Raw genomic sequence first — 25,931 nt, 5'->3', positions numbered from 1 at the left:
GGTACGTATGTCACGTCGTGACTGGTCGAATCGGCCTTCTTCTCTCGAAACTCGTGTGGGTTGGAGAGAAAGTGGTGAGCCCGCTCCAGCGGAGCGACGGGCCGAACAAGTTCCGGCTGTCCAGCATGGACACGGCGACGACGACGTACGAGGGCGACAGCGGGTGGGCGAAACGCCCGCCGGCGACGGTCGAGTGCGAACGGTGCGGCGCCGAAATATTCCACCACAGCGCCTGGGACGACATCGACTGTCCGCGCTGTGTCGCCGAATACGAGCCCGAGTCGTTCGGCGATCTCGAACTGCTGTACATGACCTGTCCAGTCTGCCGGAGCCGCATGACCCACGGGCGACGCCACCCCAAGCGGTTCGATATTCCGCAGTGGGCCACTTGTGAGCGGTGCCGGTACCACTGGGAGTTCGACCACTCCTACGGCGGGTGAGCGGATGCACAGACTATTGAGGCCTGAGGGCGTCTGTTCGCCCAAGGGGATGGTTGAACTGATTCCGACCGGCTTGGCCGTCCTGGCGGCCGGTCTCATCTGCACCGCGCTGGTCACCATGACCGTCGGAAACTTCCGGGCCGCCGGCTTCAGTTTTCTGTGTGCGAGTCTCGTCATCTACTTCCGGGAGACGCGGTACGGCGACGGGCGCCCGGCGTGATGCCGATATAGGGAATCCGTTAAGTCCGAAGAGGTGCTCCGATCAGACATGTTCGGATTCGATGGGGGCCACCGGACCGATCGGTCAGCGTTCGTGGCTGCGCGGCGCACCGAGAGCAGATCGTCATCCGTCGCGACCGCTCGCGGGCCGGCGGCGGAGGGCCGACCGTGACGTACGCGGAGCGGTCCGTCGAGGGGTTTCTCGCCGACGTGGCGTCGTCGCAGGTCGCGCCCAGCGCGGGTGCCACCACCGCCCTCACCGGCGCACTGGCGGCGTCGCTCTGTGAGATGGTCTGTCTCCACACGAGTGAACCCTCCGAGCGGCTCGCTGCCGCGCGGGCGGAGTTGCGGGACCGCCGCGAACTGCTGTTGACGCTGGCCGACGAGGACGCCGCGGCGGTCGACGAGGTACAGACGGCCTTCGAGACGACGGCGGACGACACCCACGAGCAGACGGCCCTCCGGTCGGCCACGGACGTCCCGTTGCGGATCGCCGAGGCCGCCGGGGACGTGGCCGATCGCGCGGCCGTCGTCGCGACAGACGGGACGCGGACCGCCCGGACGGACGCCGTCGTGGGGGCGATCCTCGCCCGCGCCGCCGTCACCTCGGCCGCCGCCGTCGTCAGGGAGAACCTCGGACTGCTCGACGACGACGAGTACGTCCGCGAGACGCGAAGCCGAATCGAGGCGGTCGAAACGGACGCGGCGGCCGTCGTCGCGTCGGTCACGAACGGGTAGCCGTCAGGAGAACTTCCACTCCTCGTCGTCGGAGGCTCGGCTGACGCCGTCATCGTCGTCGTCTTCTGATTGCTCGTCCGGCCACTCGATCCCGCCGCGGAGGCTCTTGTACGCGAAGCCGCTGAGCGCCGCGAGCATCAACAGCAGCACGACCGCGCCCGCGACGACGACCACCTGTGAGAACGACTCCGCCAGCCCCCCGACCTGGAGCAGGGTGTGCGTCTGCATACCGAGTCGTTGTGTCCCCCGTCAGAAAGCGTTGTCCCGTGGCGAGCCGTGCGCCGCCTCGACGCTCCGGACGACCGCGCCGTTCTCCGCCACGTCGTGGACCCTGACCACGTCCGCGCCGCGTTCGGCCGCCATGGCGGTGACCGCGAGCGTCGGCGGGAGGCGGTCCCCGCTCGCCCCGGACGCGTCCGCGAACATGGACTTCCGGGAGTGGCCGACCATGAGGCCACAGCCTAGCGCCTCGAACTCTCGGAGACGGTCGACCAACTCGAACGACTCGCCCGCGTCCTTCCCGAAGCCGCAGCCCGGATCGACGAGGATGTCCTCTCGCGCGATGCCGGCGCGCTGTGCGAGCAACACCTGCTCCGAGAGCTCTCGGAGCACGTCGTCGACGATGTCGTCGTAGCGCCGAGTCCTGTCCGGGTCGACGGGTGCCGTGAGGCTGTGCATCAGGACGAGCGAGGCGTCGTGGGCCGCCACCACGAACCGCATCTCCGGGTCCGAGAGCCCGGAGACGTCGTTGACGATGTCGGCGCCCGCCGCGAGCGCCTCGTCGGCGACGGCGGCTTTGCGGGTGTCCACCGAGACCGGTACCCGGAGGTCCGCCAGCGCCTCGATCACCGGGACGACCCGGTCGATCTCCTCGGCGACGGAGATCGGGTCGGCACCCGGGCGCGTCGACTCCCCGCCCACGTCGATCACGTCGGCCCCCGCCGCGACCATCTCTTCGGCGTGTTCGATCGCGGCCGTCGGCTCGTCGTACTCGCCGCCGTCGTGGAAGCTGTCCGGCGTGACGTTCAGGATCCCCATCACGGCCGTGCCGTCGGTGTCGAGCGGGTCCGGCGGTCCGCCGAGGGTTCGCCTGATGCGCCCGGAGACGTGTGAGAGGCCGTGTCCGGCCGACTCGATGTCGTCGGCCAGCGCCGACAGCTCGCGCTCCGTCCCGCAGAGCACCGCCGCGACGAACTTCCCCGGCGCCCCGGTCGACGACAGGTGGCAATCGCCGCCCGCGGCGTCGAAGCGGTCGGCGACCCGCTCGGCCTGCCCGGGGCGAAGCAGCGCAGTCAGGACCCGGTGGTCGACGTCCTCGTCGCTTGTCTCGGGGAACGAGGCGGCAGCGAGAGCGCCGTGATCGCTCGGGGCGCGGCCGCCGCCTTTCGGCACCAAGAGCCGCGTCCAGCGGTCGCGGGCCTCCGCGACCGCGTACAGCGACCCGGTGACGAGCACGAAGTCCCCGGGATCGGCCCCCGCCAGCGCGCGCTCGGTGGCCTCGGGAACCGAGGGAACGCACTCGACCGCGGCCGCCTCGTCCTCGAAGGCGGCGGCGAGCGCCTCGGGGTCCTCGGCGCGGTCCAGTCCCGGGCTGGTGGCGACGGCCGTCTCGACGGGCGGGAGCGCCTCGATCATCCGCTCGTGGTCCTTGTCCGACATCGCGCCGAACACCACCCGGAGGTCGTCGTAGTCGAACCGCTCCAGCGTGGCGGCCAACGTCCGCATCGCGCCGGGGTTGTGCGAGCCGTCGAGCACCACCGTCGGGTCGTCGTCGATAATCTCGAACCGACCTGGGAGCGTGGCCTGGCGGAGCCCCGCGGCGACGTCTTCCGTGTCGACGTCGGCGACCTGGCGGGCCAGGGTCGCGGCGACGCCGGCGTTGGTCGCCTGGTGTTGACCCAACAGTTGGAGGTTCGTCTCCAGCACCCAGTCCGCGCCGGTTATCGCCACGTCGCTCTCGACGGCACAGCGCATCCCGTGCTCCACGGCGAGCACGTCGGCGTCGTCCGGCCCGACGGTCACCACGTCAGTCACCGACCGGACGGCGGCCAGCGCATCGCCGTCGGTGCCGGTGACGAGCGGCGCGTCCCTCGGAGCGACCTGCGCTTTGTCCCGGGCGATCTCCTCGACGGTGTCGCCCAGTAGATCGGTGTGTTCGAGACTGACGCTGGTGACGGCGCTGGCGACCGGATCGACGGCGCTCGTCGCGTCGTAGCGCCCGCCGATTCCCACTTCGAGGACGGCGATGTCGACATCCTCGCGGCCGAAGTGGTCGACGGCGAGCGCCGTGAGCACCTCGAAGTGCGTCGGCGCGTCGTCCTCGACCGCCAGGCGGTCGAGACAGGGGGCGATCCGCTCGATGAACCCCGTGACGCGCGCCTTCGGGACCGGGACGCCGTTGACCCGGACCTGTTCCCGGAAGTCGTTGAGCCCCGGCGACGTGAACACGCCCACGTCGAGTCCGCTCTGCCGGAGCGCGTGTTCCAGCAGCCGGGTCGTGCTTCCCTTCCCGTTCGACCCCGCTATCTGAACGCAGTCGATACCGTTTTGCGGGTTCCCGAGGTGCGAGAACATCCTGGCCGTCGTCTCGGTGCCTAGCTTCGGTCGCCGCCGCTGGAGGGACTCTAGGTAGTCGGCGGCCTCGTGGTACTGCATGACACGTATCGTCATCGCGCACCTGATTAAGCTATCGCCCTCGGAGGCGACGCGAGGGAACCGCCGCGCCAATAATATAATATAGTTGTCATAACGAGCGACGGCGTGGCATAGAGCTTATCTTATTCGGGAGGTGTCACCTTTACGAACATTCTTGACGAGAGGTTCGGAACGTGCGAACGAGATGGACTCATCCGACGAGCAACAAGAGCCGATCCCGACGGACTACGACATCGCACAGGCAACGGAGATGGAGCCGATATGGGAGCTGGTCGAACCGTGGGGGCTGGGACTCGACGACCTCCAGTACCACGGCGAGTACACCGCGAAGGTGAAACACCACGCCATCGATCGGCTCCGGGACCGAGCCGAGGACAACGAGGGGAACCTCGTCCTCGTGACCGGGATGACGCCCACGCCCAAGGGAGAGGGCAAGACCGTGACGACGGTCGGTCTGGGCCAGACGCTCAACCACCTCGGTGAGGACACGATGATCGCGATCCGGGAACCGTCGCTGGGCCCGGTATTCGGCGTCAAGGGCGGCGCGGCCGGCGGCGGCCGCTCGCAGGTCCTGCCCATGGAGGACATCAATCTCCACTTCACGGGCGACATCCACGCGCTCACGTCGGCACACAACCTCATCGCGGCGATGCTGGACGCCCGCCTCTCGCAGGGGAACGACCTCGACATCAACGTCAACGACATCGCCTGGAAACGCGCGCTCGACATGAACGACCGCGCGCTCCGGGAGACGGTCGTCGGCCTCGGCGGAGAGTCCGGCGGCACCCCGCGCGAGGGCGGGTTCAAACTGACCGCGGCCTCCGAGCTGATGGCCGTCCTCTGTCTCGCGGAGGACCTCGGCGACCTCAAAGAGCGGGTCGCGCGCATCATCGTGGCCTACGATACCGACAGCGAGCCGATCACCGTCGACGACATCGAGGCCACGGGGCCCGCGACGATGCTGCTCCGCGACGCCCTGAAGCCCAACATCGTCCAGACCATCGAGGGGACGCCAGCGTTCGTCCACGGCGGTCCGTTCGCTAACATCGCCCACGGCACCAACTCGCTCATCGCCGACAAGGCGGCGTTCGGCATGGGCGACTACCTCGTCACCGAGGCCGGCTTCGGCTCCGATCTCGGCGCCGAGAAGTTCATGAACATCGTCTGTCGCCTGGGCGAAATGACGCCCAACGCCGTCGTGTTGGTCTCTTCGGTCCGGGCGCTGCAGTACCACGGCCTCGAACAGTGGCCGGTCGATTACGACGAGATCGACGAGTCGGGCGTCGACGCCCTCGAAGCCGGCTTCGAGAACCTGGACCGCCACGTCTCCAACCTCCAGCAGTTCAACGTCCCGGTCGTCGTCGCGCTCAACCGCTTCCCGGACGACACTGACGAGGAAGTCCAGGCGGTGGTAGACCACTGCCGCGACGACCTGGGCGTGCGGGTCGCGGAGTCCGAGGTCTTCGAGAACGGCAGCGAGGGCGGCGAGGCACTCGGCGAACACGTCATCAGCGCCGTCGAAGCGGGTGACGAAGAGGAGTTCGAGTACCTCTACGACAAGACGGCACCCGTCACCGAGAAAATCGAGACGGTCGCGACGGAGATATACGGCGCCGACGGCGTGAAGTTTACCGGGAGCGCGCTCGACGACATCGAGCGCATGGAGGAGCTCGGCTTCGGCGACGTCCCGGTCTGTATGTCCAAGACGTTCCACTCGTTCAGCGACGACGCGAGCAGGAAGGGCGCGCCGTCCGGGTGGGAACTGGAGATAAGCGAGGTGTACCCCTCCGCCGGGGCCGGGTTCCTCGTCGCGCTCACGGCGGACGCGCTGACGATGCCGGGCCTCCCGGCCCGCCCAGCAGCCGCCGACATGGACATCGACGAGGACGGCGACATCACCGGGCTGTTCTGAGCGCCGTAGTCGGTCCCGGACGTACTCCTTGCCCGGTCAGTACACGGCCACGCCGTACACCGTTTGGACCCGCCGTCACTCGGTCGTCGCGATCGCCTCAATCTCGACGGCCGCGCCCTTGGGGACCGCTCCGGCCTCGATGGCGCTTCGGGCCGGCGGCGCATCGTCGAAGAACTCGCCGTAGGCCTCGTTGAACGCGTCGAAGTCGTCGACGTCGTCGAGATAGACCGTCGTCTTGAGCAGGTCCGAGAGCGAGCACCCCTCGGCTTCGAGAACGGCCTCAACGTTTCGCATGCACTGGCGAGTCTGGTCCGCGACCGATTCGTCGTCGAGCAGGTCCCCGTCGGCGGTCAGCGGCAGCTGTCCGGCCGTGATGAGGAGACTTCCGTTCGTCGTCGCCTGGCTGTACGCCCCGACCGCCGCTGGCGCGTCGTCGGTGCTGATAGTGCGTTTCACGAACGGGGATCCGACAGTCGCGGGCTTAAATCCCGGCACGCCACGTGCTCGCCGCACAAATAGTCACAGAAAAGATACGTTGTGGAACGACCGGCGCTACTGGTTGATGACGACGATGGCAACGACGGCCAGGACGATACCGGCCACCTGGTTGAGGGAGGGCGACTCGCCCAACGCGATGATGCTTATGAGCGCCGCCGTGACGAAGTACATCCCGCCGATGGTCGAGACGACCGCGGTGGGACCGACGGTGACGCCGATAAACGTGGAGACGACGCCGACGGCGGCCGCGACGCCGGCGACGACCGCGAACAGCAGCCCGCGGTTCGTCACCGCAAGCGAGGCGTCCGAGACGACGACGATCAGCCCCGTGACGACGGCGGCCGTGGCGTACGAGATGAACGCCGCGGTCTCGGGGTCGATCGTGTTCGAGGCCACGTCGCCGAAGATGATCCAGAACCCCCACGCGACCATCGTTCCCAGACCGAACAGGACGGCGGCGTTGTTCACCGTCGCTCCCCCGTTGGATAGCGGTTCGACGTGACGGGCCGTCGTCGATGCGGCGTCGTGGCTCGAAATCGGGCCATCGTGCCACACTACGACGGTGTCTGTGTTGAGTGTCACGACCGGCGGGCGTTGCAAGCTTTTTAGACACTGTCGGTCGAAATCATGGTAGTGGTTGACGCATCTGACGATCCCACGGAGCCGGCGTTAGAGGAGGTCTTTTACCCGGCGGACCGGATCCCGTTCGTCGAGTGGGAGGCGTTCACCGGCGGGAAGTCGACGGTGCTTCTCGTCGGCGCGGTGACGCTGCTGTCGTTCCTGACGGGGCTGTCGAACCTGTCCCGGTCGGTCGTCGTGACGGACGGGCCGCTCGCGGTATTCCTCGACGTGTCGCCGAGTTTCGTTCAGTTCGGCGGGGTGCTATTCGCGTTCGTGTTGGGTATCGTGGCGGTCGGGCTCCAGCAACGCAAGTCGGTGGCGTTCCGGGCGGCGCTCGTGCTGTTACCCGCACTCGCGGCGCTCCCGCTTTTGACTTTCCGGACCACGGACGTGCCGCTGTTGCTCGGCATCGGGGTCACCTACCCCCTGCTTTTGCGCAATCGGGACCGATTCGATCAGACGGTGGATCTCTCCCCGTTGCAGATCGCCTCGCTGTCGGCCATCGGCGGCGTCGGCCTCTACGGCAGCGTCGGGGCGTACGCGCTCCGGGACGAGTTCACCGGTGACCCGCTGACGTGGAGCGACGCCGTCTACTTCGTCATCGTCACCATCGCCACGGTCGGCTACGGCGACTTCGCGCCGACGACCGTGCGGGCGCGCTGGTTCGCGCTCTCGATCATCCTGTTCGGGACCGGCGCATTCACCGTCGCCGTCGGTACCTTAATCGGTCCGGTCATCGAATCGCGGATGGCCACCGCCTTCGGAATCATGACAGCATCAGACCTCTCACTCCTCGAAGACCACGTCGTCGTGTTAGGCTACGGGGACGTGACCGACTCACTTCTGGACGAACTGGATGACGAGACGGAACTCATCGTCGTGACGGACGACGCGACGGTCGCCTCGGAGCTGGACGACAGCGGGGTGAACGTCCTGACGGGGGACCCGACGGACGAGGACGTGTTGGTCGACGCGTCCATCGGCACCGCACGGGGGGTCGTCGTCGGGAGCGACGACGACGCCCGCGACGTGCTCGCCGTCCTCGCGGCCACGTCGGTCAACCCCGATGTGCGCGTCGTCGCCGCCGCCACCGAGGCGAAACACGTCGAGAAGTTCCGGTCCGTGGGCGCCGACGAGGTCGTCAACCCCCGCAGCATCGGCGGGACGCTGCTCGGACGATCGGTGCTCGACGGCACCCCGCCGGACGCGGCGTCTCGGGGGAGAGACGACGACGGCTCTTCCGATGAGGGAGACGCTCCCGGCGAGGACGCATAGTCGATCGCTCGACAGTTCTTTAGGTGCACGGTACCGAATCACATACGATGTCTCGCTCCGAGGGCCTCGGTATCGAGAGGCTGGTGGCGAAGCTACTCGTGCCGATCGCCATCGCCTCCGGAGCGCTCGTCTTCGTCGGCTTCTTCTTCAGTGACTTCGTCGGCGGGGCGGTGACCGGTCGAGGCTGGGTGGCCATCTCGCTGGTGTTTTTCGGGTCCGGACTGGGCTATCTCGCGATCCTCCCGTACGGCGACGAAGACGACGACCCGACGAGGGGCTACCTGCTCCGGGTTCGGCGGACCGGTCTCACCGCGACGCTGCGGGCCTTCGTCGGACGGCAGGATCCGCTGATGGTCGGCGTTCCGGTTTCGGTGTTCACCGCGTTCGTCGCCCTGCAGACCGCGTTTCCCTCGCCGACCTCCGCCGCCGTGACGGCCGCCTCGGACGCCGTTTTGCGGGTCGGCGGGCCGCTGTTCCTCGTCGCGGTGTTGCTCGCGGTCTGTTTCTGCGTCGTCACGCTGCTCGGCCCGTGGGGGGAAATAAAGCTGGGCGGTCCGGAGGCCGAGCCGGCATACACCTATCCCACGTACTTCACGCTCGTGTTCACCGCGGGCATCGCGGCCGGCATCGTGTTCTGGGGACCGGCGGAGACGCTGTTTCACTACCAGACGCCGCCGCCGTACTTCGGCGCCCCCGCGGAGTCGGCCGCAGCCGGCTCCGACGCGCTCGTCTACTCGCTTTTCCACTGGGGGATCTCCGCGTGGAGCGCCTACGCCGTCATCGGCGTTCCCGTCGCCTACTTCGTGTACCGGCGGGGCGCGCCGCTGCGGGTATCGACGGTGCTGACGCCGTTTCTCGGCGTCGACGGCTTAGACTCCGCGTGGGGCCGCCTGGTCGACACGCTGGCCGTCTTCGCCACCATCGGCGGGATCGCCACGTCCGTCGCGCTCGTCAGCGAGCAATTCCTCGCCGGCGTCGGCTTCAACTGGGACGTGACCGTCGGCGCCACCGGTCCCGTCGTGTTCGTCGGCGGGCTGACGCTCATCTTCGTCCTCTCCAGCGCGACGGGTATCCACCGCGGCATCCGCCGTATCGCCGGCCTGAACCTCGTCCTCTTCGGCCTGTTCGCCGCCCTGCTGGTCGCGCTCGGTCCGCGGTCGTACGTCCTCGACCGCGGCGCGACGGCCGCGGGGCGCTACGTCGTTCACTTTGCCCCGTTGAGCCTCTACGTCGGCGGCGAGTGGGTGGCGGAGTGGACGGTGTGGAACTGGTCGTGGTGGTTCTCGTGGGCCCCCTTCGCCGGTCTGTTCACCGCCGCGCTGTCTCGGGGCCGCCGGGTTCGAACCGTCGTGTTCACCAGCGTCGTGGCCACGTCCGCGGCGACGATCGCGTGGTTCCTCCTGCTCGGCGGAACCGCCCTGTTCGTTCAGCAAAGCGGGCGGGCGGACGTGTTAGCGGCCATCAGCCGACGCGGCGGATCCGAGGCCGTCGCCGGCTTCCCGCTCCTCTCCGCGCTCCCGCTGAGCGAACTGCTCGTCTTCCTCTTTCTCGCGCTCATCGTCGTATTCATCACCACCTCGGCCGACACGTCCACGCTCGTCGTCACCATCCTCGCGACCCGGCACGGCGTAGTCCCCTCGACCGGAAACATCGTGTTCTGGGGGACGTTCCAGGGCGCGGTGGCCATCGCCGTGCTGCTCGTCGGCGGCGCGGAGACGCTGCAGGCGCTGGCCGTCCTCACCGGCGGCCCCTTCGCGGTTATCTCGATGGTGGGCGTCGCCGGACTGATGCGCTCGTGGTTCCGAGACGAGCGGGGCCACGTCTCTCTTGTCGCCCGCCTCCGCGACCGCCTGCCGACCGTGAGTACCCACCGCGACGTGGACCCGCCCGGAGAGGACTGACGCGTAGCGAGCGAAACCGACCGTTCCTACGCGTCGGCGACGGCCGTACAGAAGTTCTCGACGATGCGCATCCCGGCGTCGGTGAGGATGCTCTCGGGGTGGAACTGGACGCCGAAGTGCGGTCGCTCCTTGTGGCGAACGCCCATCACGACGCCGTGTTCGTCGGTGGTGTGGGCCGTCTCCGTGAGGACGTCCGGCAGGTCCGCTCGCTCGACGGCCAGTGAGTGGTAACGGCCCACCTCGAAGGGGTCGTCGACGCCGGCGTACAGGGCCGTCCCGTCGTGGCGGACCGCCGACGGTTTCCCGTGAACCACCTCTGGAGCGTGGCCAACCGGCGCTCCGTGGGCCGCACAGAGCGCCTGGTGACCGAGACAGACGCCGAGCGCTGGGTAGTCAGTCTCGGCGAAGACATCGACGGAGATTCCGGCCTCGCTCGGCGTCCCCGGTCCGGGCGAGACGACGATCCCGTCCGGATCCAGCTCCCGGACGCCCGCGACGTCGATAGCGTCGTTGCGCCGGACCGTCACGTCGTCGAGCGTCCCGACGTACTGGACGAGGTTGTACGCGAACGAGTCGTAGTTGTCGACGATGAGTATCACTTGGCCCCCTCCGTGGGGTCGATCCGATCGACGGCGAACGACCCTCGTTCGCCCAACGCGTCGTCGACGGCGGCGACGAGCGCCCGAGCCTTGTCCAGCGTTTCCTGGTACTCTCGATCCGGGACGGAGTCGTGGACGACTCCGCCGCCGACCCGGAGGCGGTACTCCCCCTGGTGGTGGACGAGCGTCCGGATGGTCATGTTCAGCGTCGCCCGGCCGTCGAAGCCGAACACGCCGATAGATCCCGTGTACGGCCCGCGTCGGGTCGTCTCGAGTTCGTCGATGATCTCCATCGTGCGGGGCTTCGGCGCGCCGGTGACGGTGCCGCCGGGGAAGACGGCGGCGACGGCGTCCGCGACGCTCGCGTCATCTCGACGCCGCCCTTCGACGAGCGAGACGAGGTGCATCACCTCCGAGTAGCGGTCGACGCGCCGGTACTCCGTCACGTCGACGGTCCCGTACTCACTCACCTTCCCGAGGTCGTTGCGTTCGAGGTCGACCAACATCGCGTGTTCGGCTCGCTCCTTCTCGTCTGTCGTGAGGTCCCGCTCCAGGTCGGCGTCTTCTGCCGGCGTGTCGCCGCGGGGGCGCGTGCCGGCGATCGGCTCCGTGACCAACCGGTCCCCGTCCACCTCCAGCAGGAGCTCCGGGCTGGCGCTGACGAGGTCGACGCCCGGGAACTCGATGAGCGCCGAGTACGGGGCGGGGTTGACCCGGCGGACCGCGGCGAACGTCTCGACCGGGTGGACGGAGGCGGGCGCAACGAGGCGGTGCGAGACGTTCGTCTGGAAGGTGTCGCCGTCGCGGACATACGCCTTGACCCGCCGGACGCGGTCGGCGTAGGCCGCCGCGCCGCACTCGCTCTCGAAGGTCGCCTGTCGGTTCGCGGTCGGTCGAGTCGACACGCCGCCGTCCCCGTCTCGCGCGGCGTCCACGAGGGTCGTCGCCCGTTCGACGCCCGCCTCGTACGCCGCCTCGGGATCGTTTTCCACCACCGGGCAGGCGGTGACACGGAGGTCGACCACGTCGCCGCGGGGCTCCTCCCACGCGGCGACGCGGTCGAACACGCCGAGCTGTAGTCGGGGGAGGCCGACGGGGCGCGTGGTGTCGGGGAGCTCCTCCAGTTCTCGCGCGATGTCGTAGGAGAGCCACCCGAACGCGCCGCAGGGATAGGGCACGTCGCACTCGCCGCGGACGAGGGTCTCCCGGTCGAGCAGCGCGTCGATTTCGTCGATGCTCGGACTGTCGCTCCCCCTCGGGACCGCGTCGGGGCCGACCTGCACCCGTTCGACGGGGTCGACGGCGAAGTATCCCCAGCCCGCCTGTCCACCGGTAGTCTCCAGGTACACGCCGTCGCTCGGCTGGTCTCGCGCCCGGCGGTAGGCCGCGAAGGGGTCCGAGACGGCGACGCGGAGTTCGACGGGGACGCGGGCTCCCGACGGAGCGGCTTCGGCCGCCTCCACGAACGATTCTCTCCCTGTTACCACGGTGCTGTCGTTCATTTACTGACGTGCCTCCACCGGGGCGGCGCGGTCCCGGCTCCGATTGACAATATCTCGCACCGAACGAGATAAAAGGCTTGCGTGGGGCTTGTCTCTCGACGAAAATCGCACCGATCGTGCCACGAATCGTCGGAAAAGTGGAACGAATCGACACCGGCATTTGAACGGGTTGGATATTCCCAGTCGACAACTATACTCTCTGCGTCGGTGTGCGAAAGCAGAGCGACCAGTGACGCGGCGGTCCGCGACACGCGCTCCCGAGAGCGACGCGGTCCGACTGCGCCACAGATCAACTCACACATGACTCGGATAATCGACGGCAACGAGATCGCGGACGGCATCAGAGCGGAGCTACGGGCGTCGGTCGAGACGCTGCGCGATGCGGGGGTACAGCCGAGGCTGGCGACGGTCCTGATGAGCGACGACGGGGCCAGCGAGACGTACGTCTCGATGAAGCAGGCGGCCTGCGACGAACTCGGTATCGACGGTCGACACCACGAGATCGACCCGGACGCGCCGGCGGACGAGCTCTTCGAGCGGATCGACGCCTTGAACGCCGACCCCGCCGTCCACGGGATCCTCGTGCAGCTGCCGCTCCCGGACCACGTCGAGAAGCGGCGAGTCCTCGGCCGCATCGATCCGACGAAAGACGTCGACGGGTTCCACCCGGAGAACGTCGGCCGGCTCGTCGCCGGCGACGCCCGGTTCAAACCCTGCACGCCCCACGGCGTCCAGCGGATACTGGCGGCGGAAGGCATCGAGACCGAAGGGAAAGACGCCGTCGTGGTCGGCCGGTCCGACATCGTCGGCAAGCCGATGGCGAACCTCCTCGTCCAGTACGGCGACGGCGGGAATGCGACGACGACGGTGTGTCACTCCCGCACGGACGACCTGAAGGCGAAGACCAGGCGGGCCGACATCCTCGTGGCCGCGGCTGGCGTCCCCGAGATGATAGACGGTGACATGATCCGCGAGGGGGCGACGGTCATCGACGTGGGTATCACCCGCGTCGACGCCGACACCGAGAAGGGGTACGAGCTGGTCGGCGACGTGGACTTCGAGAGCGCGAAGGAGAAGGCTGACGCCATCACGCCGGTCCCCGGGGGCGTCGGCCCGCTTACCATCGCCATGCTCATGTACAACAGCGTCAAGGCGACGGGCATTCAGTCGGATGTGGCGGTGGAGCTGCCGTAGCGGGGTCCTCCCCCGAAACCGCTCGCGACGTCTCGACGACGGGCGTCCGCCTTCGAATCGTCTGCCTCCGGAGGCGGCGTCGCCTTGCCGCCGCGGAACACAGTTGATTCGCGAACCGACAGGCTGTGGCGGAGGCCGCGAGCGACGAGGAGGCGGTTCGGCCGATCAGAAACGCTTCGATGTCGACGCGGGCTCACCGAACCCGTGACGGTGGCCCGCGGCTACGAGCGGCCGGGTTCCGGCGCCGTCCACGCGAGCCCAATTCCACAGAGTGCGAGGAGCCCGGCGAGGAGGAACGCCGTCTCGAATCCGGCCCGATCCACGACGACACCGCCCGCGATGGGGGCGAGAAACGCGCCCGCCAGTCCTACGCTCGTCTGGAACGCGACTGCCGTCGCGGCGACCCGAGACTCGACGACTTCCCGGACGTACGTGAAGGACAGGCCCAGCGTGAGCTGGACCGCGAACCCGCTGAGAAGCAGGATACCAACGAGCACCGGAAGCGACCGGAACCGAGTGAAAACGAGCACGAGCGGAGCGGCGACCGCGAAGGAACCGAGGACGATCGGTCGGCGACGACCGCCGAAAACGCGGTCGGACAGGAGCCCGCTACTGATTCTGGAGACGACCCCGACCGCGGGGAACACCGCCACCAAGACCCCGCTCACAGCGAGCGACAGTTCGAGTTCGCTGGAGAGATATGACGCGCCCCAGCTGTTCACGAACAGGTACAACGCGTAGCCGAGAAAGCCCAGCAGCCCGACCGACCAGACCTCCCGCTTCCGGAGGACCGCCCCGAACTCCCGAAGGGAGGGGGCGTCCCCTGGACTCCGACCGAGTCCGCGACTGACCGGCCAGAACAGGACGAGGCCGACGACGGCGAGCCCCGAAAATGCGACGAAGATGGCGGGCCATCCGAAACGACGGGCGATCAGCGGACCGGTCCCCTGACCGAGCGCGAACCCGATCGGGCCGCTCGCGGTGAAGATGCCGACGGCCGTCGCCCGGTTCTCGCGGGTCGCCGCACGACTCACTAGGTCGATGCCGGCGTTCCACACGACGACGTACGCGATCCCACCGAGTGCGCGCGACGCGATCACCGATCGGAAATCGCCTCGTCGCCCGGCGATCCATCCCCACGTCCCGGCGACGACGAGGGTGACGACCGCCAGTGCCATCGCAGTTCTGGAGTCGGTTCGGTCGAGCGCCGCTCCGGCCGGGAGACTCGCGACCACGGCGGCCCCGAACATGATCCCGACGAGGAGTCCCGCGGTCGTCGGGCCGATACCCAGCGAGTCACGGATGAGTGGGGTGACACTCGCCGGGACGATCTCGTAGGCGGCCAATCCCGTCGAAATGAGACTCGCTCCGGCAACGATTCCCCACATCGACGGATGCTGCTCTCTCGGTTCGGGGCTGGACGGACCGTCGGTGCGGGTAGTGGGAGTCTGTGGTGTCATTACTGAGTGGGTGATCCGCGGGCGAAAACGCTCTGAGTAGAGCGGGTGACGGGTTCTCGACGGTGGAGTTCGACTTCGACGTGAGTCACTGTTCCGAGGTCGTCGCAGCGGGGTCGATCGGGCCGTCGTCCAGTGGTGTCCCGCTGTCGACGACTGCGGCGAGCCCGAGCCGCTCGACCGTCTCCAGCGTGGGAAGCCCGTGGTCGCCCCAGCCGCGCAGCGCGTAGTACCTGTTGAGCAGACGGTCGAACACGGCGCTGTCGACGCCCGGGGTGCCGTCGTCCGCCGCCGAGCGAAGCGGGTCGGGGAGGCGGTCGTCCGTGCGATCGAACCCCTCGCGGGCGTTGAACAGTCGAGTGAGCGTCCAGATCCGTTCGCCGGTCGTCGCGAGTGTCGCGACCGGGTCGGTCGGCGTGGCGGGGTCGGATCTACGGGCCGCGTCGCCGTGGTCCGTACCGTCACGACCGGCGTCGGCGACGGCCGGGTGATCGATCGCCGAGAGCCACTCCGCGCCGAGGTCGGTCCCGACGGTCTCGCCGACGAAGTCGTCGACGACGAGGCTCCACAACACCGACCGCGCGTTCTGTTCACCGACCACGTCACGGACCTGATCGGCCGGGGTTCGGTCGGGTCGAGCGGCGGGTTCGGTGTCCTGCGGCCGCGCGCGACGGTGGCACGCTCCGCGGTCGCTCGTCGCGTAGGCAAGCGCGACGCCGACCGCCGCCCGCGGATCGAAGCCCGGGAGAGCCATAGACTTCACCGTGGGCACGAGCGCCTCGCCTCCGAACCGGGCCACGGCGGCGTCGATCCCGTCGGCGAGCGTGTCCGGGAGTCCGGGGTCCACGTCGAGGCCGGCCGGGGGCTCGCGGGCCGCGATCGCCTCCAGCAACAGGGCGGCTCCGTCCGGGTCGCCGAACTCGATCGGACAGTCGATCACGCCCGCCTCGCCGGCGCGGATCGCCCACGCGACCGCGTTGCCAGCTCCGATAACATCGAGGCCGAGTCGGTCGCAGATACCGCAGAGTTCGACGACCCGATCGAAGTCGTCGATACCGAGACCGGCACCGAGCGTGATCGGCGCCGCACCGCGCGGGACCACCTCGCCGTCGGGCGTGTCGATCCGGAAGCCGCCGGGGACGGCCGCGTCCGTGCCGTCCGCGTCGCCCCGTGCTCCGCGATCGCCGACCGCTTCGCGGCCCGTCGTGCGTTCCAGCGCGGCCTCGACGCCGATGTCGTCGGTGCCGGCGAACCCGGTCCCCGTCCATCCCTCCACGGCGAGGACGCCGACCTCGTTCGCGTAGTCGACTGTTTCGATGGTCTCGCCGGCCGCCTGCCACTCGCCCGTCGCGTCCCGTCCGTAGGCCGCCGCGTCGCGGTCCCGAAGCGCAGCGAGGTCGTCCGGAACGGCCGGCGGGGGATCGCGGGCGACGATCGCCTTCAGCCGCTTCGCGCCCATCACGGCTCCGGCGCCGCCCCGGCCCGCGTGGTGATCGCCGCCGTCGCTCGCGATCGTCGCGTACACCGCCTCGCGCTCGCCGGCCGGGCCGACGCAGGCGACGCCGCCGTCAGGGAACCGGTTCGCGGTCTCGGCGGCGTCGTCGCCCCACGCGTCGCTCGCCTCTATCCGGGCACGGCCTCCCTCGATCTCGACGCGAACCGGCCGGTCAGCGGTGCCGGTCACGAGCAGTCCCAGGCAGTCGTCGAGCGATCCGGCGAGTCGGTCGGCGAACGCGCCGCCGGCGTAGGAATCGAGGAAGGCACAAGTGAGGGGTGACTTTGTCACCGCGGCGTACCGCGTCTCCCCCGGGAGAAACCCTGCGAGCGGTCCGACGAAGAACGCGAGGAGGTTCCCCGGCCCCGTCGGGTTCCTCCCCGGCGACAGCTCCTCGTAGAGGTAGCGCGCTCCGAGCCCCTTTCCCCCGATGTAATCGCGTCGCCAGTCGCGTGGGACGCGCTCGCGGGTGGTCTCGCCCGCCGAGAGGTCGACACGGAGGACGTGGGTGCGGCTTCGGCTCATTTAGACGCCCTGCGCGACCGAGACGTATCAATCTGTTCGCCACGGGGGCCGATCGCTGGTTTCGCCGACCGTCAGAATAAGAGCGTGGGGGGCATGAACGTTCGTCACAACCGTGTCGATCGATCGTTTCATACATTCATGGGTGCTGATAGCATGCGTGACAGACTACCGGATCCCGGTCACCGTTCTCAGCGGCTATCTCGGCGCCGGGAAGACGACGATGGTAAACCACCTGCTCGCGAACCCGGGCGACCGGCGGATCGCCGTCATCCTGAACGACATGGGCGAGGTGAATGTCGACGCGGAGCTCGTCGCCCGTGAGAACGACGACGAGGGAATTGTCGACCTCTCAAACGGCTGCATCTGCTGTCGGCTACAGGACGACCTACTGAGCGAGGCCGCGGCGCTCGCGGAATCCCGCGAGTTCGACTATCTCCTCGTCGAGTCGTCGGGCATCTCCGAGCCGATACCGGTCGCGCGCGCGTTCACGGAGGGGGCCGAAGACTCCGATATCGACCCGACCGAGCGCTTCCGGCTCGACACGATGGTAACCGTCCTCGACACCTACGGGTTCTGGAAGGAGTTCGACGCGGGCGAGTCGCTTCCCGACGACGGGGAGCCGGCCGCCGACCGACCCCTCGCGGACGTGCTCGTCGAGGGGATCGAGTTCTGCGACGTGCTCGTGTTGAACAAGACGGACATGGTTCCCGACGACGTGCTCGACGAGATCGAGTCGGTCGCGGACCGGCTCGGGCCGCGGGCAAAGCGGATTCGGACCAGCTACTCCGAGGTCGATCCTGGCGATGTCCTCGACACCGGTCGGTTTGACTTCGAGACGGCTAAGCGGTCACCGGGGTGGAAGCGCGCGATCGCCGAGAGCGAGAGCGGGGAAGGGGGCGGGTCGGAGGGCGATCACCACGGCCACGGCCACGACCACGCCGAGGGCGCCGCCGCGACCCACGGTGTCGACTCGTTCGTCTGCCGCTCTGCCGACGCCCTCGACCCGGAGTCGTTCGCGGACTGGCTCGCCGACTGGGACGGCGACATAGTGCGGGCGAAGGGCGTCGCAAACGTCGCGGGCACCGACGAGGTCATTGGCGTGAGCCAAGCCGGTCCATCGGTGCAAGCGGGACCCATCGGCGAGTGGGGGCCCGACGACGATCGCCGCACGCGGCTTGTGTTCATCGGAAGCCAGATGGACGAGGCGCGAATCCGTGGAGAGATCGACGACCTGGCGACGAACAACGCCGACGAGGAAGCGGCAGCCGACGCTTTCCCGCTCTGAGTCAAATTCCGAGTTCCGCCTGCAGGTCGTCCCAGTCCTCGTGGAACCCGTGGGTGGACTCAGTTTCGGAGCCGACCGCCGACTGGTAGACGTCGTCGTATTTCAACAGCTCCCCCCACCCGTCGTGAAACGCCCAGTTACAGTACTTGCACATGCGGGTGCCCACGCGAGGGAGCAACATACCGGTTTCGGCGGTGCGTCGACAGAGTGAATCCTCTCCAGGACGTACGATACCTATCGACGCGGCTCGGCCGCGACGAGACATCCATGGTCACATACAGGCGCGGCGGACACGTTCAGGGCGGCGACGAAGCGGTCGAACGCAGTTGCGATCACTGCGAGTGGCACTGCGTCGCCGACGGGTATCCCGAGCTGATCGGCCGGTATCAGTCGCATCTCCGGACAGAACACCCGAAGGCGTGGCTCCGGGCCTGACGATCGTTGCGGTCTGAAAAATAATCGGAACGGCGGCGAGGCGATGCCTCGTCGATTCAGGGCTCCAGCAGGACCTTCGTGACGCCCTCCTCGCGGGCGTCGAACGCCTCGTACATCTCCGGCGCCTCGTCGAGGTTGACGCGGTGCGAGACGACCCAGCTCGGGTCAGCGCGTCCCTCGATGATCATGTCGCGGAGGTACCGGTTGTACTCCTTCACGTTGCACTGGCCGGTGCCGCATTTGAGCCCCTTCTCGAAGAACTTCCCGAAGTCGATGCCGAGCCGCCCCTGCGCGGCCATGTCGTCGGGCGCTCCCGGGTCCTCGGGGACGTAGAGGCCCGGAATGCCGAGCTCGCCGGTCGGCCGGACCACGCGGATGAGGTTGTTGATGACGACCGCCGGGTTCTCCTTGGCCGGCTGATAGGAGTAGTCCTCGGTGTCGGTGTCGACGTCGTCCGGGTCGGTCGCCTGATACCCGACCGCGTCGACGCCCTTGTCGACCATCCCACCGTGCTCCTCGATGATCTGGTCAACCGGGTCGCCCTCGGAGAAGTCGATCGCTTGGGCGTCGCAGTGTTCCTCGGCCAGCTCCAGTCGGCTGGGCACCTGGTCGACGACGTAGATCTCCGCCGCGCCCTTGATTTTCGCGCTGTAGGCGGCCATCAGTCCAACCGGACCGGCCCCGAAGATGGCGACCGACTCGCCGGGCTGCAGGTTGGCCAGCTCGGTGCCGTGCCACCCGGTCGGAAAGATGTCCGCGAGCAGCGAGAACGCGTCCTCGTGTTCACGCCCCTCGGGCAGTTTCAGAGCGTTGTGGTCGGCGTACGGCACTCGCAGCTTCTCGGCCTGTCCGCCCGGATACGGGCCCATGGCGACGTAGCCGTACGCGCCTCCCGCGAAGCCCGGATTGACGTTGGTACAGAAGCCGGTGTACCCCTCCTCGCAGTTCTGACAGAAGCCGCAGGATACGTTGAACGGCATGACGACGCGGTCGCCCTCCGCCAGCGTCGAGACGGCCTCGCCGACTTCGCTCACGACCCCCATGTTCTCGTGACCGAAGACGATTCCCTCCTCGGCGGCGGTCCGCCCCTCGTACATGTGGAGATCCGACCCACAGATACAGGACGTCGTGATGTCAACAACGACGTCGTTCGGGTGCTCGATCTCTGGCTCTTCTACCTCTTCGACGGCCACGTCGTACGGGCCTTGATAGACAACTGCTCTCATAGTGATACAGTTGTATCATGTTGATAAATCATGATAAATATTTTTTCCGTATATTTTACTATTAATAAGTCATTTCGGATCGCTATTAACAGATGCCGTGCGTCGGGCGACGATCTCTCTCCGTCCCCTCGCTCGCGATAACCACCGGTACACTCATGCAGGCCGACGATAGATCGTGTGATATGAACGCACATTGGGGCGGTGAGACGGATGTCCAGTGAGCCAGACGACGCGGTGAAGACGATCTGTCCGTACTGCGGCGTGGGCTGCGGGATCAAGGTGCGACAGGGAGACGATCCCGGCGACGTGAACTTCGCCCCGTGGGGCGACGCGCCGGTCAACGAGGGGCGCGTCTGCATCAAGGGGGGCGCAGCGACGCAGGTCGTCGACCACGAGGACCGACTCACGGAGCCGCTCATCAAGGAGAACGGTGAGTTCCGCGAGGCGACGTGGGAGGAGGCATACGACCGGATCGTCTCGGAGATGGAGCGAATCCGAGACGACTACGGCCCTGACGCGATGGGATTCTTCGGCTCCTCGAAGACGATGAACGAGGAGAACTACCTCCTCCAGAAGCTCGCGCGCCGGTACGGTACCAACAACGTCGACAACTGCACGCGGATGTGCCATGCCTCAACGGTGTGGGCGCTCCGGACCAGCCTCGGCGCGGGAGCGATGACGAACAGCATGGCGGACTTAGAGGAGGCCGCCGACGTCTTCTGGATCCAGGGGGCGAACCCCGGTGAGCAGCACCCGATCGCCAACAGCCAGTACTTCCGGCAGGCCGTCCTGGAGGGTGCGACCGTCATTCAGGTCGACCCCCACGCCAACAAGACCACCCGCTCGTTCGAGATCGAGGAGACCGAGCGGCACATGCACCTCCAGCTCAACCCCGGTGCCGACATCCCCCTCCTGAACGTCGTCCTGAAGACGATCCTCGAACGCCACGAGGAGGAGCCGGACGCGGGCTGGATCGACGAGGCGTTCATCGACGAGCGCACGGAGGGGTTCGAACACCTGAAAGAGACCCTCGAAGACTTCGACAAGGAGGCGGCCGCCGAGGAAGCCGGCGTCCCCCTCGAAGACATCGAGCTCGCCGCGGAGAAGTACGCGATGGCGAACAACGCCGCCATCTTCACCGGGATGGGGATGAGCCAGCACACCTGCGGCGTCGACAACGTGCAAAACGAGATCAACCTCGCACTGATAACGGGGAACCTCGGCCGGCCCGGCACCGGCGTCAACCCGCTGCGGGGGCAGAACAACGTCCAGGGAACCAGCGACGTGGGCGCGATGCCGAACGTGCTCCCCGGCTACCAGCTCGTCGACGACGACGAGGTCCGCGAGTCGGTCGAGGATGTCTGGGGTTTCGAGGTGCCCGCGGAACCCGGGCTCACAAACGTCGAGATCTCCCACGAGGCGGGCCACTCGGTGCAGGGGCTGTACGTGATGGGCGAGAACCCCGTGATGAGCGAGCCCGACGGCAACGAGGTCGAGGAGCGGCTGAAGTCGCTGGAGTTCATGGTCGCCCAGGACATCTTCATGACGGAGACCGCCGAGTTCGCCGACGTCGTCCTTCCGGCGACAACGTGGGCCGAGCGCGGCGGCACCGTCACCAACACCGACCGCCGCGTCCAGCGGATGCGCGGGGTCGAGAAGGTCCACGAGAACACCAAGCACGACCTCGACATCCTGATGGAGGTCGGTAGCCGCCTCTTCACCGAGGACGAGTTCCGCTTCGACGACGTGGAGGCCGTCTTCGAGGAGCTCCGAGAGGTGTGCCCGATCTACCACGGGATGACCTACGACGGGCTCAGCGAGGAGGGGCTCCACTGGCCCTGTTACGAGGAGGGAGACGAAGGCGACCAGTTCCTCTACGAGGATTCCTTCGACACAGAGAGCGGTCTCGGGCAGATAGAGGGCGTCCGTCACCAGCCGCCCGCGGAGGTCCCCGACGAAGAGTATCCGCTCATCTTGACGACGGCCCGGTTGGAAGAGCACTACAACACTGGGACGATGAGCCGACGCTCGCCGACGCTCGCCCGCCAGCACCCGGAGAACTTCGTCGACGTCCACCCGAACGACGCCGCGGAGTACGGCATCGAGGACGGGGATATGGTTACGCTCCGGTCGCGGCGCGGCGAGATAGAGGTGAAAGCGCAGGTGACCGAAGACATCAAAGAGGGCGTCGTCTGGACGACGCCGCACTTCGCGGCCGCCTCCGCGAACCGACTCACGAACGACGTGCTGGACGACCGGGCAAAGATCCCCGAGTACAAGGCTGCGGCGGCCGAGATCGAGATTGGACTTGAGTCCGCAGGCGACGATACGGCGTCTGCCGACGACTGAGCGTCGACGCCCCGCCGATCCTTCGTGTCACACGATTTCTTGTGAACGACACTACCCCACTCGCTCACGGCTGACGCTATTTGCTCCTTGAAGATGTGGCTTCCGGCCAGCCTTTATGGGAATTACAAGGCTGAAACCTCGCCCTTCAGGGCGGAGAGGATGTCAATATTGGGTGGATCGTCTCGGCTTGCAAATATATAGTACCCGTTAGAACTTTCCGCTCAGAGATGATTGCTCATGCAATGGATCATCTCGACGAGATCTCCGTCGAAGAACTCCAAGATGCCCTCGACAATGTCGAGGAAAACAAGCCGACGCAACGGTTGTTAGCTGCGATCGCGTACAAGAACGGCGTGACGCAAACCGAACTTGCCGAATGGCACGACACCGGTCGAAGAACGATCTACAGTTGGCTGATGCGATTCGACACGGACGAACCGCTTGTGCAAGCTGCGTCTGATGCTCATCGATCTGGGAGAAAACGAAAGCTGTCAGAATCAGAGCAAGAAGAGTTCGAACAAACCGTCCATAAATCACCTGAAGAGGTCGGAATCGACGCACCGTCGTGGACGCCGGTGCTTGCCCAAGAAGTTCTCGAAGACACCTACGGCGTCGAGTACTCCTATCCGAGTTGTCGGCGGTTGTTGAAAGAAGCTGGATTGAGTTACCAAAGACCTCGTCGCACAGCCGCCGAAACCGATGAATCCGACCGAGAAGAGTTCCACGTCGAGATCAAAAAAAGCGAGCGGAGATGGACGCCACAGTAGTCTTCATTGACCAAACCATGAAATCTGTCCAAGTCGAACCGCGTGCCGCGTGGTTTCCGCACGGCACGCGGTCTTCCGTCGAATTATCCGGTCAACGGGACTGGACGTGCTTGTTAGGCGCAATCACTGACGACGGTGATCGCTTTTTCTCTCGGCTCACAGAGTATATCACCGCCGCCCACGCAAAAAATGTCATTTTAGAACTATGTAAAGAATTTGAAGATGATCTGATTGTCGTTCTCGATGACGCACCGTATTTTCAGGCATCGGCCGTCACGGACCTCGCGCCCCGTGACGACTGCGCCTTTGTGACGCTCTCGTCATATTCGACGGAGTTGGACCCAGTCGAGGAATGCTGGAGACAGCTCCAAGCAGCCCTCAGCAACCGATTCTTCGACTCACTCGACGAACTTACAACAGCGATCGACACCGCTCTTGATCAACTCTCTATCCCAAAAGTGAGTAATTAATTCTAACGTCTACTATATTGTTTTGTACCTAAAAAGGATAGTTTAGCAAGTCGGGACTGTTCACCAATTTCAATGATCTTGTGAGGTCCGATCTCGCGCTACAAACCGTGATTCGAGAGTTTGTGCAGGAGGTCGTGCCGCTTTCGCCTGAGTTTCTGGTGGCACTCAGCGACTTTCAGGCGCTGTTTCTCCCAGTTATTCGACCCAGTTTGTTTCCGCGAGAGCGATCGCTGTTCACGCTTGAGGCGTTCGCGCTCGTCCTCAAGCTCAAGCGATCCGACTGTTCGCCCGTCCGTGTCGTGGGCGTCCTTGAGAATCCCAACATCAATCCCATCCTCCGAGATTGTGGGTTGACGCTGGGCACGGACGGGCGACCCTGAGCGGGTCGTCGGGCGAGCGAAATCGCTTTCGGGACGGCGCGACGAACGCGAGTATGACCGCGCCGGCCGGCGACTGGCGGCTGATCCGGGAGGAGGCCCGTCCGGGCCCGATGCAGATGGCGCTCGACGAGGTCGCAGCCGAGACGGCGGCCGAAGGCGGACCGGCCACCGTCCGGACGTATCGGTGGGACCCGAGCTGTCTCACGCTCGGTTACCGGCAGGACCCAAAGACGGTCGACTGGGCGTTCTGCGAGCGCGAGGGGATCGACGTGACGCGCCGCCAGACGGGCGGCGGCGGGATCTATCACGACGCGCGCGGCGACGTGGCCTACTCGATCGCGGTACACGCGAGCGACGTTCCCGGCGAGTTGCTCGACTGCTACCACCTGCTGTGTGAGCCCGTCCTCGACGCGTTCGACCGGCTCGGGGTGGACGCGGGCTACGTCGAGGAATCGGTACCGGAGCTGTACCACCCGGCCTGTTACCTCCGGAAGCTCCATCCGGCACACGACGTGGTCGCCGGTGATCCGGGCAACGATCGTCGGCGCAAAGTCGCGGGCAACGCGCAGTACCGCAAGCGCGACGCCGTGATCCAGCACGGATCGCTGACGTTCTCGGTCGAGGCGGAGCGCCACCTCGGGACGTTCACCGATGCGCCAGTGACGCCCGCCGAGTTCCGCGACCGAGTCGTCGGAATGGACGAGCTGGCGGACGGCGATCGGAGGGACGCGGTGACGGCGGTGGAGGAAGCGCTCGACGCGTGGGTGGTCGGGAAGGGTGGTAGCCGCGACGGCGTCGCCCTCGACCGCGACGCCTCGTGGACGGACGCGGAGCTGGCGCGGGCCGAAGAGCTCGCCGAGACGAAGTACCGTGACGACGAGTGGATACGGACGCGCCCCGGCGATGATAGGTAGGGCCGACCGTCTGGCGGAGGAACGACCGGCCGGCGGAGGAACGACCGGCCGGCGGAGGAACCACAGGCCGGCGTTGGGCTGATCGTCCGGCGGCGACCGGGAGGAACGACCGGCCGGTTCCGAAGGGGCTTTTTCGGTCGCTCCCGTGGTGAGCGTATGAGTCTCAAGGTCGGTGCGCACGTCTCGATCGCGGGCGGCGTGGACAACGCGGTCGGGAATCAGGTCGAGGTCGGCGGGAACTGCGGCCAGATCTTCACCCACTCGCCGCAGGTGTGGCAGGACCCGAACATCGACGACGACGAGGCCGAGCGATTCCGCGACGGAACCGAACGCGACCTCGAGGGGCCGTGGGTTATTCACACCTCCTATCTCGTGAACCTCTGTACGCCGAAAGAAGGGCTCCGCGAGAAGTCGCTGGACTCGATGCAGAAGGAGGTCGACGCGGCGGCGAAGCTCTCGATTCCGTACGTCAACGTCCACCTCGGGGCGCACACCGGCGCGGGCGTCGAGGGCGGTCTCGACAACGCGGCCTCCGTGATCGACGACCTCGACGTTCCCGACGGCGTGACGATCCTGATCGAGAGCGACGCGGGCGCGGGGACGAAGCTCGGCGGCGAGTTCGAGCACCTCGCGGGGGTCATCGATCGCACGGAGACGGACATCGACGTGTGCGTCGACACCGCCCACGCGTTCGCGGCGGGCTACGACCTCTCGACGTCCGAAGCGGTCGACGAGACGATCGCCGAATTCGACGACGTCGTCGGGCTCGAGCACCTCAAGTACATTCACCTGAACGACTCGAAACACGACTGCGGCACGCACAAGGACGAACACGCCCACATCGGCGAGGGGCTCATCGGCGAGGAGGGAATGCGACGGGTCCTCAACCATCCGGACCTCGCCGACGTGCCGCTGGCGCTGGAGACGCCGACCGAGGACGGGAAGAGCTTCGCGTGGAACATCGACCGCGTTCGCGAGCTACGGGCGGAGTGAGCGAGTGGCGGGAAACCGGCGACCCCCTCGGAACCCACTTTAAAGCGTCCGACGCGCCTTTATGTATGCGGAGCGACGATC

The 25,931-nt window shown here is 67.0% G+C and carries 23 protein-coding genes and 1 pseudogene; 13 read left to right on the top strand and 11 right to left on the bottom strand.

Features of this window, described 5'->3' with window-relative positions:
* The first annotated feature begins 17 nt into the window (after positions 1-17).
* The 3 genes from ACFQEY_RS01460 (at position 18) to ACFQEY_RS01450 (ending at position 1,397) form a co-directional block, all read left to right on the top strand.
* On the top strand, positions 18-440 hold the full coding sequence (locus ACFQEY_RS01460; RefSeq protein ID WP_379764078.1) for a hypothetical protein: 423 nt from the start codon (positions 18-20) through the stop codon (positions 438-440).
* 49 nt (positions 441-489) lie between these two features.
* On the top strand, positions 490-660 hold the full coding sequence (locus ACFQEY_RS01455) for a hypothetical protein (RefSeq protein WP_379764076.1): 171 nt from the start codon (positions 490-492) through the stop codon (positions 658-660).
* A 167-nt stretch (positions 661-827) separates the two neighbouring features.
* Positions 828-1,397 (top strand): cyclodeaminase/cyclohydrolase family protein, encoded by a 570-nt coding sequence (locus ACFQEY_RS01450; protein ID WP_379764074.1) that lies wholly within the window; start codon positions 828-830, stop codon positions 1,395-1,397.
* 3 nt (positions 1,398-1,400) lie between these two features.
* Here ACFQEY_RS01450 and ACFQEY_RS01445 read toward each other — a convergent pair whose 3' ends face one another.
* Both ACFQEY_RS01445 and folP read right to left on the bottom strand, forming a co-directional pair.
* Positions 1,401-1,625 carry a hypothetical protein gene (locus tag ACFQEY_RS01445; RefSeq protein WP_379764071.1) on the bottom strand — a complete coding sequence of 75 codons (225 nt, stop codon included), beginning with the start codon at positions 1,623-1,625 and terminating at the stop codon, positions 1,401-1,403.
* 21 nt (positions 1,626-1,646) lie between these two features.
* Complete coding sequence (gene folP, locus ACFQEY_RS01440; protein ID WP_379764069.1) at positions 1,647-4,052, bottom strand: dihydropteroate synthase; 2,406 nt, start codon at positions 4,050-4,052, stop codon at positions 1,647-1,649.
* A 184-nt stretch (positions 4,053-4,236) separates the two neighbouring features.
* Here folP and ACFQEY_RS01435 point away from each other — a divergent pair, with 184 nt between their 5' ends.
* The gene (locus ACFQEY_RS01435; RefSeq protein ID WP_379764067.1) at positions 4,237-5,964 is read left to right on the top strand and encodes a formate--tetrahydrofolate ligase; all 1,728 of its coding nucleotides are present in this window, start codon (positions 4,237-4,239) and stop codon (positions 5,962-5,964) included.
* Positions 5,965-6,039: 75 nt separating this feature from the next.
* On the opposite strand, the gene ACFQEY_RS01430 is transcribed toward ACFQEY_RS01435, so the two are convergent.
* Both ACFQEY_RS01430 and ACFQEY_RS01425 read right to left on the bottom strand, forming a co-directional pair.
* Positions 6,040-6,420 carry a Rid family detoxifying hydrolase gene (locus ACFQEY_RS01430; RefSeq protein WP_379764064.1) on the bottom strand — a complete coding sequence of 127 codons (381 nt, stop codon included), beginning with the start codon at positions 6,418-6,420 and terminating at the stop codon, positions 6,040-6,042.
* Positions 6,421-6,516: 96 nt separating this feature from the next.
* On the bottom strand, positions 6,517-6,930 hold the full coding sequence (locus ACFQEY_RS01425) for an EamA family transporter (RefSeq protein ID WP_379765079.1): 414 nt from the start codon (positions 6,928-6,930) through the stop codon (positions 6,517-6,519).
* A 159-nt stretch (positions 6,931-7,089) separates the two neighbouring features.
* Between ACFQEY_RS01425 and ACFQEY_RS01420 the strand changes: the two genes are divergently transcribed.
* Both ACFQEY_RS01420 and ACFQEY_RS01415 read left to right on the top strand, forming a co-directional pair.
* Positions 7,090-8,358, top strand: coding sequence for an NAD-binding protein (locus tag ACFQEY_RS01420; RefSeq protein ID WP_379764062.1), 1,269 nt, complete (start codon positions 7,090-7,092; stop codon positions 8,356-8,358).
* Positions 8,359-8,405: 47 nt separating this feature from the next.
* Positions 8,406-10,259 (top strand): BCCT family transporter, encoded by a 1,854-nt coding sequence (locus ACFQEY_RS01415; protein WP_379764060.1) that lies wholly within the window; start codon positions 8,406-8,408, stop codon positions 10,257-10,259.
* Between the two features lie 26 nt (positions 10,260-10,285).
* Here the strand turns inward: ACFQEY_RS01415 and ACFQEY_RS01410 are convergent, their stop codons facing one another.
* Together ACFQEY_RS01410 and ACFQEY_RS01405 are read right to left on the bottom strand one after the other, a co-directional pair.
* Entirely contained in the window at positions 10,286-10,858 is a 573-nt protein-coding gene (locus tag ACFQEY_RS01410) for an anthranilate synthase component II (protein ID WP_379764058.1), read from the bottom strand.
* A complete protein-coding gene (locus ACFQEY_RS01405; protein WP_379764056.1) occupies positions 10,855-12,360 on the bottom strand; it encodes an anthranilate synthase component I family protein in 1,506 nt (501 codons plus the stop codon). The genes ACFQEY_RS01410 and ACFQEY_RS01405 overlap by 4 nt, the downstream gene beginning before the upstream one ends.
* Positions 12,361-12,660: 300 nt before the next feature.
* Between ACFQEY_RS01405 and ACFQEY_RS01400 the strand changes: the two genes are divergently transcribed.
* Positions 12,661-13,554 (top strand): bifunctional methylenetetrahydrofolate dehydrogenase/methenyltetrahydrofolate cyclohydrolase, encoded by an 894-nt coding sequence (locus ACFQEY_RS01400; RefSeq protein WP_379764054.1) that lies wholly within the window; start codon positions 12,661-12,663, stop codon positions 13,552-13,554.
* A gap of 221 nt (positions 13,555-13,775) precedes the next feature.
* Here the strand turns inward: ACFQEY_RS01400 and ACFQEY_RS01395 are convergent, their stop codons facing one another.
* Positions 13,776-14,942, bottom strand: a complete 1,167-nt coding sequence (locus ACFQEY_RS01395) for an MFS transporter (protein ID WP_379765077.1) — start codon at positions 14,940-14,942, stop codon at positions 13,776-13,778.
* A gap of 157 nt (positions 14,943-15,099) precedes the next feature.
* Complete coding sequence (locus tag ACFQEY_RS01390) at positions 15,100-17,031, bottom strand: aldehyde ferredoxin oxidoreductase family protein (protein ID WP_379764052.1); 1,932 nt, start codon at positions 17,029-17,031, stop codon at positions 15,100-15,102.
* A 157-nt stretch (positions 17,032-17,188) separates the two neighbouring features.
* Here ACFQEY_RS01390 and ACFQEY_RS01385 point away from each other — a divergent pair, with 157 nt between their 5' ends.
* The gene (locus tag ACFQEY_RS01385; protein WP_379764050.1) at positions 17,189-18,316 is read left to right on the top strand and encodes a CobW family GTP-binding protein; all 1,128 of its coding nucleotides are present in this window, start codon (positions 17,189-17,191) and stop codon (positions 18,314-18,316) included.
* A gap of 1 nt (position 18,317) precedes the next feature.
* Here the strand turns inward: ACFQEY_RS01385 and ACFQEY_RS01380 are convergent, their stop codons facing one another.
* Positions 18,318-18,470: a hypothetical protein gene (locus ACFQEY_RS01380; protein WP_379764048.1), complete on the bottom strand. Its 153-nt coding sequence runs from the start codon at positions 18,468-18,470 to the stop codon at positions 18,318-18,320.
* 113 nt (positions 18,471-18,583) lie between these two features.
* Here ACFQEY_RS01380 and ACFQEY_RS01375 point away from each other — a divergent pair, with 113 nt between their 5' ends.
* A complete protein-coding gene (locus tag ACFQEY_RS01375) occupies positions 18,584-18,751 on the top strand; it encodes a hypothetical protein (RefSeq protein ID WP_379764046.1) in 168 nt (55 codons plus the stop codon).
* Positions 18,752-18,807: 56 nt separating this feature from the next.
* Here the strand turns inward: ACFQEY_RS01375 and ACFQEY_RS01370 are convergent, their stop codons facing one another.
* The gene (locus ACFQEY_RS01370; RefSeq protein WP_379764044.1) at positions 18,808-19,977 is read right to left on the bottom strand and encodes a glutathione-independent formaldehyde dehydrogenase; all 1,170 of its coding nucleotides are present in this window, start codon (positions 19,975-19,977) and stop codon (positions 18,808-18,810) included.
* 210 nt (positions 19,978-20,187) lie between these two features.
* Between ACFQEY_RS01370 and fdhF the strand changes: the two genes are divergently transcribed.
* On the top strand, positions 20,188-22,326 hold the full coding sequence (gene fdhF, locus ACFQEY_RS01365) for a formate dehydrogenase subunit alpha (protein WP_379764042.1): 2,139 nt from the start codon (positions 20,188-20,190) through the stop codon (positions 22,324-22,326).
* A 242-nt stretch (positions 22,327-22,568) separates the two neighbouring features.
* A protein-coding gene (locus ACFQEY_RS01360) for an IS630 family transposase (protein ID WP_379764040.1) occupies positions 22,569-23,563 on the top strand; the annotation gives its coding sequence in 2 pieces (ribosomal slippage) (positions 22,569-23,061 and positions 23,061-23,563; 996 coding nt in all).
* Between the two features lie 107 nt (positions 23,564-23,670).
* Here ACFQEY_RS01360 and ACFQEY_RS01355 read toward each other — a convergent pair.
* Positions 23,671-23,895 (bottom strand): annotated as a pseudogene (locus ACFQEY_RS01355) (transposase); the annotation flags it as partial.
* A gap of 101 nt (positions 23,896-23,996) precedes the next feature.
* On the opposite strand from ACFQEY_RS01355, the gene ACFQEY_RS01350 reads away from it, so the two are divergent.
* Together ACFQEY_RS01350 and ACFQEY_RS01345 are read left to right on the top strand one after the other, a co-directional pair.
* Positions 23,997-24,857, top strand: a complete 861-nt coding sequence (locus tag ACFQEY_RS01350; protein ID WP_379764038.1) for a lipoate--protein ligase family protein — start codon at positions 23,997-23,999, stop codon at positions 24,855-24,857.
* 156 nt (positions 24,858-25,013) lie between these two features.
* Complete coding sequence (locus ACFQEY_RS01345) at positions 25,014-25,850, top strand: deoxyribonuclease IV (protein ID WP_379764036.1); 837 nt, start codon at positions 25,014-25,016, stop codon at positions 25,848-25,850.
* Positions 25,851-25,931 lie beyond the last annotated feature (81 nt).

This window comes from Halorubrum trueperi (assembly GCF_042662525.1).
GTDB lineage: Archaea > Halobacteriota > Halobacteria > Halobacteriales > Haloferacaceae > Halorubrum > Halorubrum trueperi.
The sequence above is the reverse complement of the archived record's forward strand: the minus strand, read 5'-3'. Positions and strand labels throughout refer to the sequence as shown.

What these genes read in the sequence shown, in the direction of transcription:
- ACFQEY_RS01455 (WP_379764076.1), top strand. Translation starts at nt 490, where the DNA reads ATGGTTGAACTGATTCCGACCGGCTTGGCCGTCCTGGCGGCCGGTCTC.
- ACFQEY_RS01445 (WP_379764071.1), bottom strand. Translation starts at nt 1,625, where the DNA reads ATGCAGACGCACACCCTGCTCCAGGTCGGGGGGCTGGCGGAGTCGTTC.
- folP (WP_379764069.1), bottom strand. Translation starts at nt 4,052, where the DNA reads ATGCAGTACCACGAGGCCGCCGACTACCTAGAGTCCCTCCAGCGGCGG.
- ACFQEY_RS01435 (WP_379764067.1), top strand. Translation starts at nt 4,237, where the DNA reads ATGGACTCATCCGACGAGCAACAAGAGCCGATCCCGACGGACTACGAC.
- ACFQEY_RS01420 (WP_379764062.1), top strand. Translation starts at nt 7,090, where the DNA reads ATGGTAGTGGTTGACGCATCTGACGATCCCACGGAGCCGGCGTTAGAG.
- ACFQEY_RS01415 (WP_379764060.1), top strand. Translation starts at nt 8,406, where the DNA reads ATGTCTCGCTCCGAGGGCCTCGGTATCGAGAGGCTGGTGGCGAAGCTA.
- ACFQEY_RS01405 (WP_379764056.1), bottom strand. Translation starts at nt 12,360, where the DNA reads ATGAACGACAGCACCGTGGTAACAGGGAGAGAATCGTTCGTGGAGGCG.
- ACFQEY_RS01400 (WP_379764054.1), top strand. Translation starts at nt 12,661, where the DNA reads ATGACTCGGATAATCGACGGCAACGAGATCGCGGACGGCATCAGAGCG.
- ACFQEY_RS01395 (WP_379765077.1), bottom strand. Translation starts at nt 14,942, where the DNA reads ATGTGGGGAATCGTTGCCGGAGCGAGTCTCATTTCGACGGGATTGGCC.
- ACFQEY_RS01390 (WP_379764052.1), bottom strand. Translation starts at nt 17,031, where the DNA reads ATGAGCCGAAGCCGCACCCACGTCCTCCGTGTCGACCTCTCGGCGGGC.
- ACFQEY_RS01380 (WP_379764048.1), bottom strand. Translation starts at nt 18,470, where the DNA reads ATGTGCAAGTACTGTAACTGGGCGTTTCACGACGGGTGGGGGGAGCTG.
- ACFQEY_RS01375 (WP_379764046.1), top strand. Translation starts at nt 18,584, where the DNA reads ATGGTCACATACAGGCGCGGCGGACACGTTCAGGGCGGCGACGAAGCG.
- ACFQEY_RS01370 (WP_379764044.1), bottom strand. Translation starts at nt 19,977, where the DNA reads ATGAGAGCAGTTGTCTATCAAGGCCCGTACGACGTGGCCGTCGAAGAG.
- fdhF (WP_379764042.1), top strand. Translation starts at nt 20,188, where the DNA reads ATGTCCAGTGAGCCAGACGACGCGGTGAAGACGATCTGTCCGTACTGC.
- ACFQEY_RS01350 (WP_379764038.1), top strand. Translation starts at nt 23,997, where the DNA reads ATGACCGCGCCGGCCGGCGACTGGCGGCTGATCCGGGAGGAGGCCCGT.
- ACFQEY_RS01345 (WP_379764036.1), top strand. Translation starts at nt 25,014, where the DNA reads ATGAGTCTCAAGGTCGGTGCGCACGTCTCGATCGCGGGCGGCGTGGAC.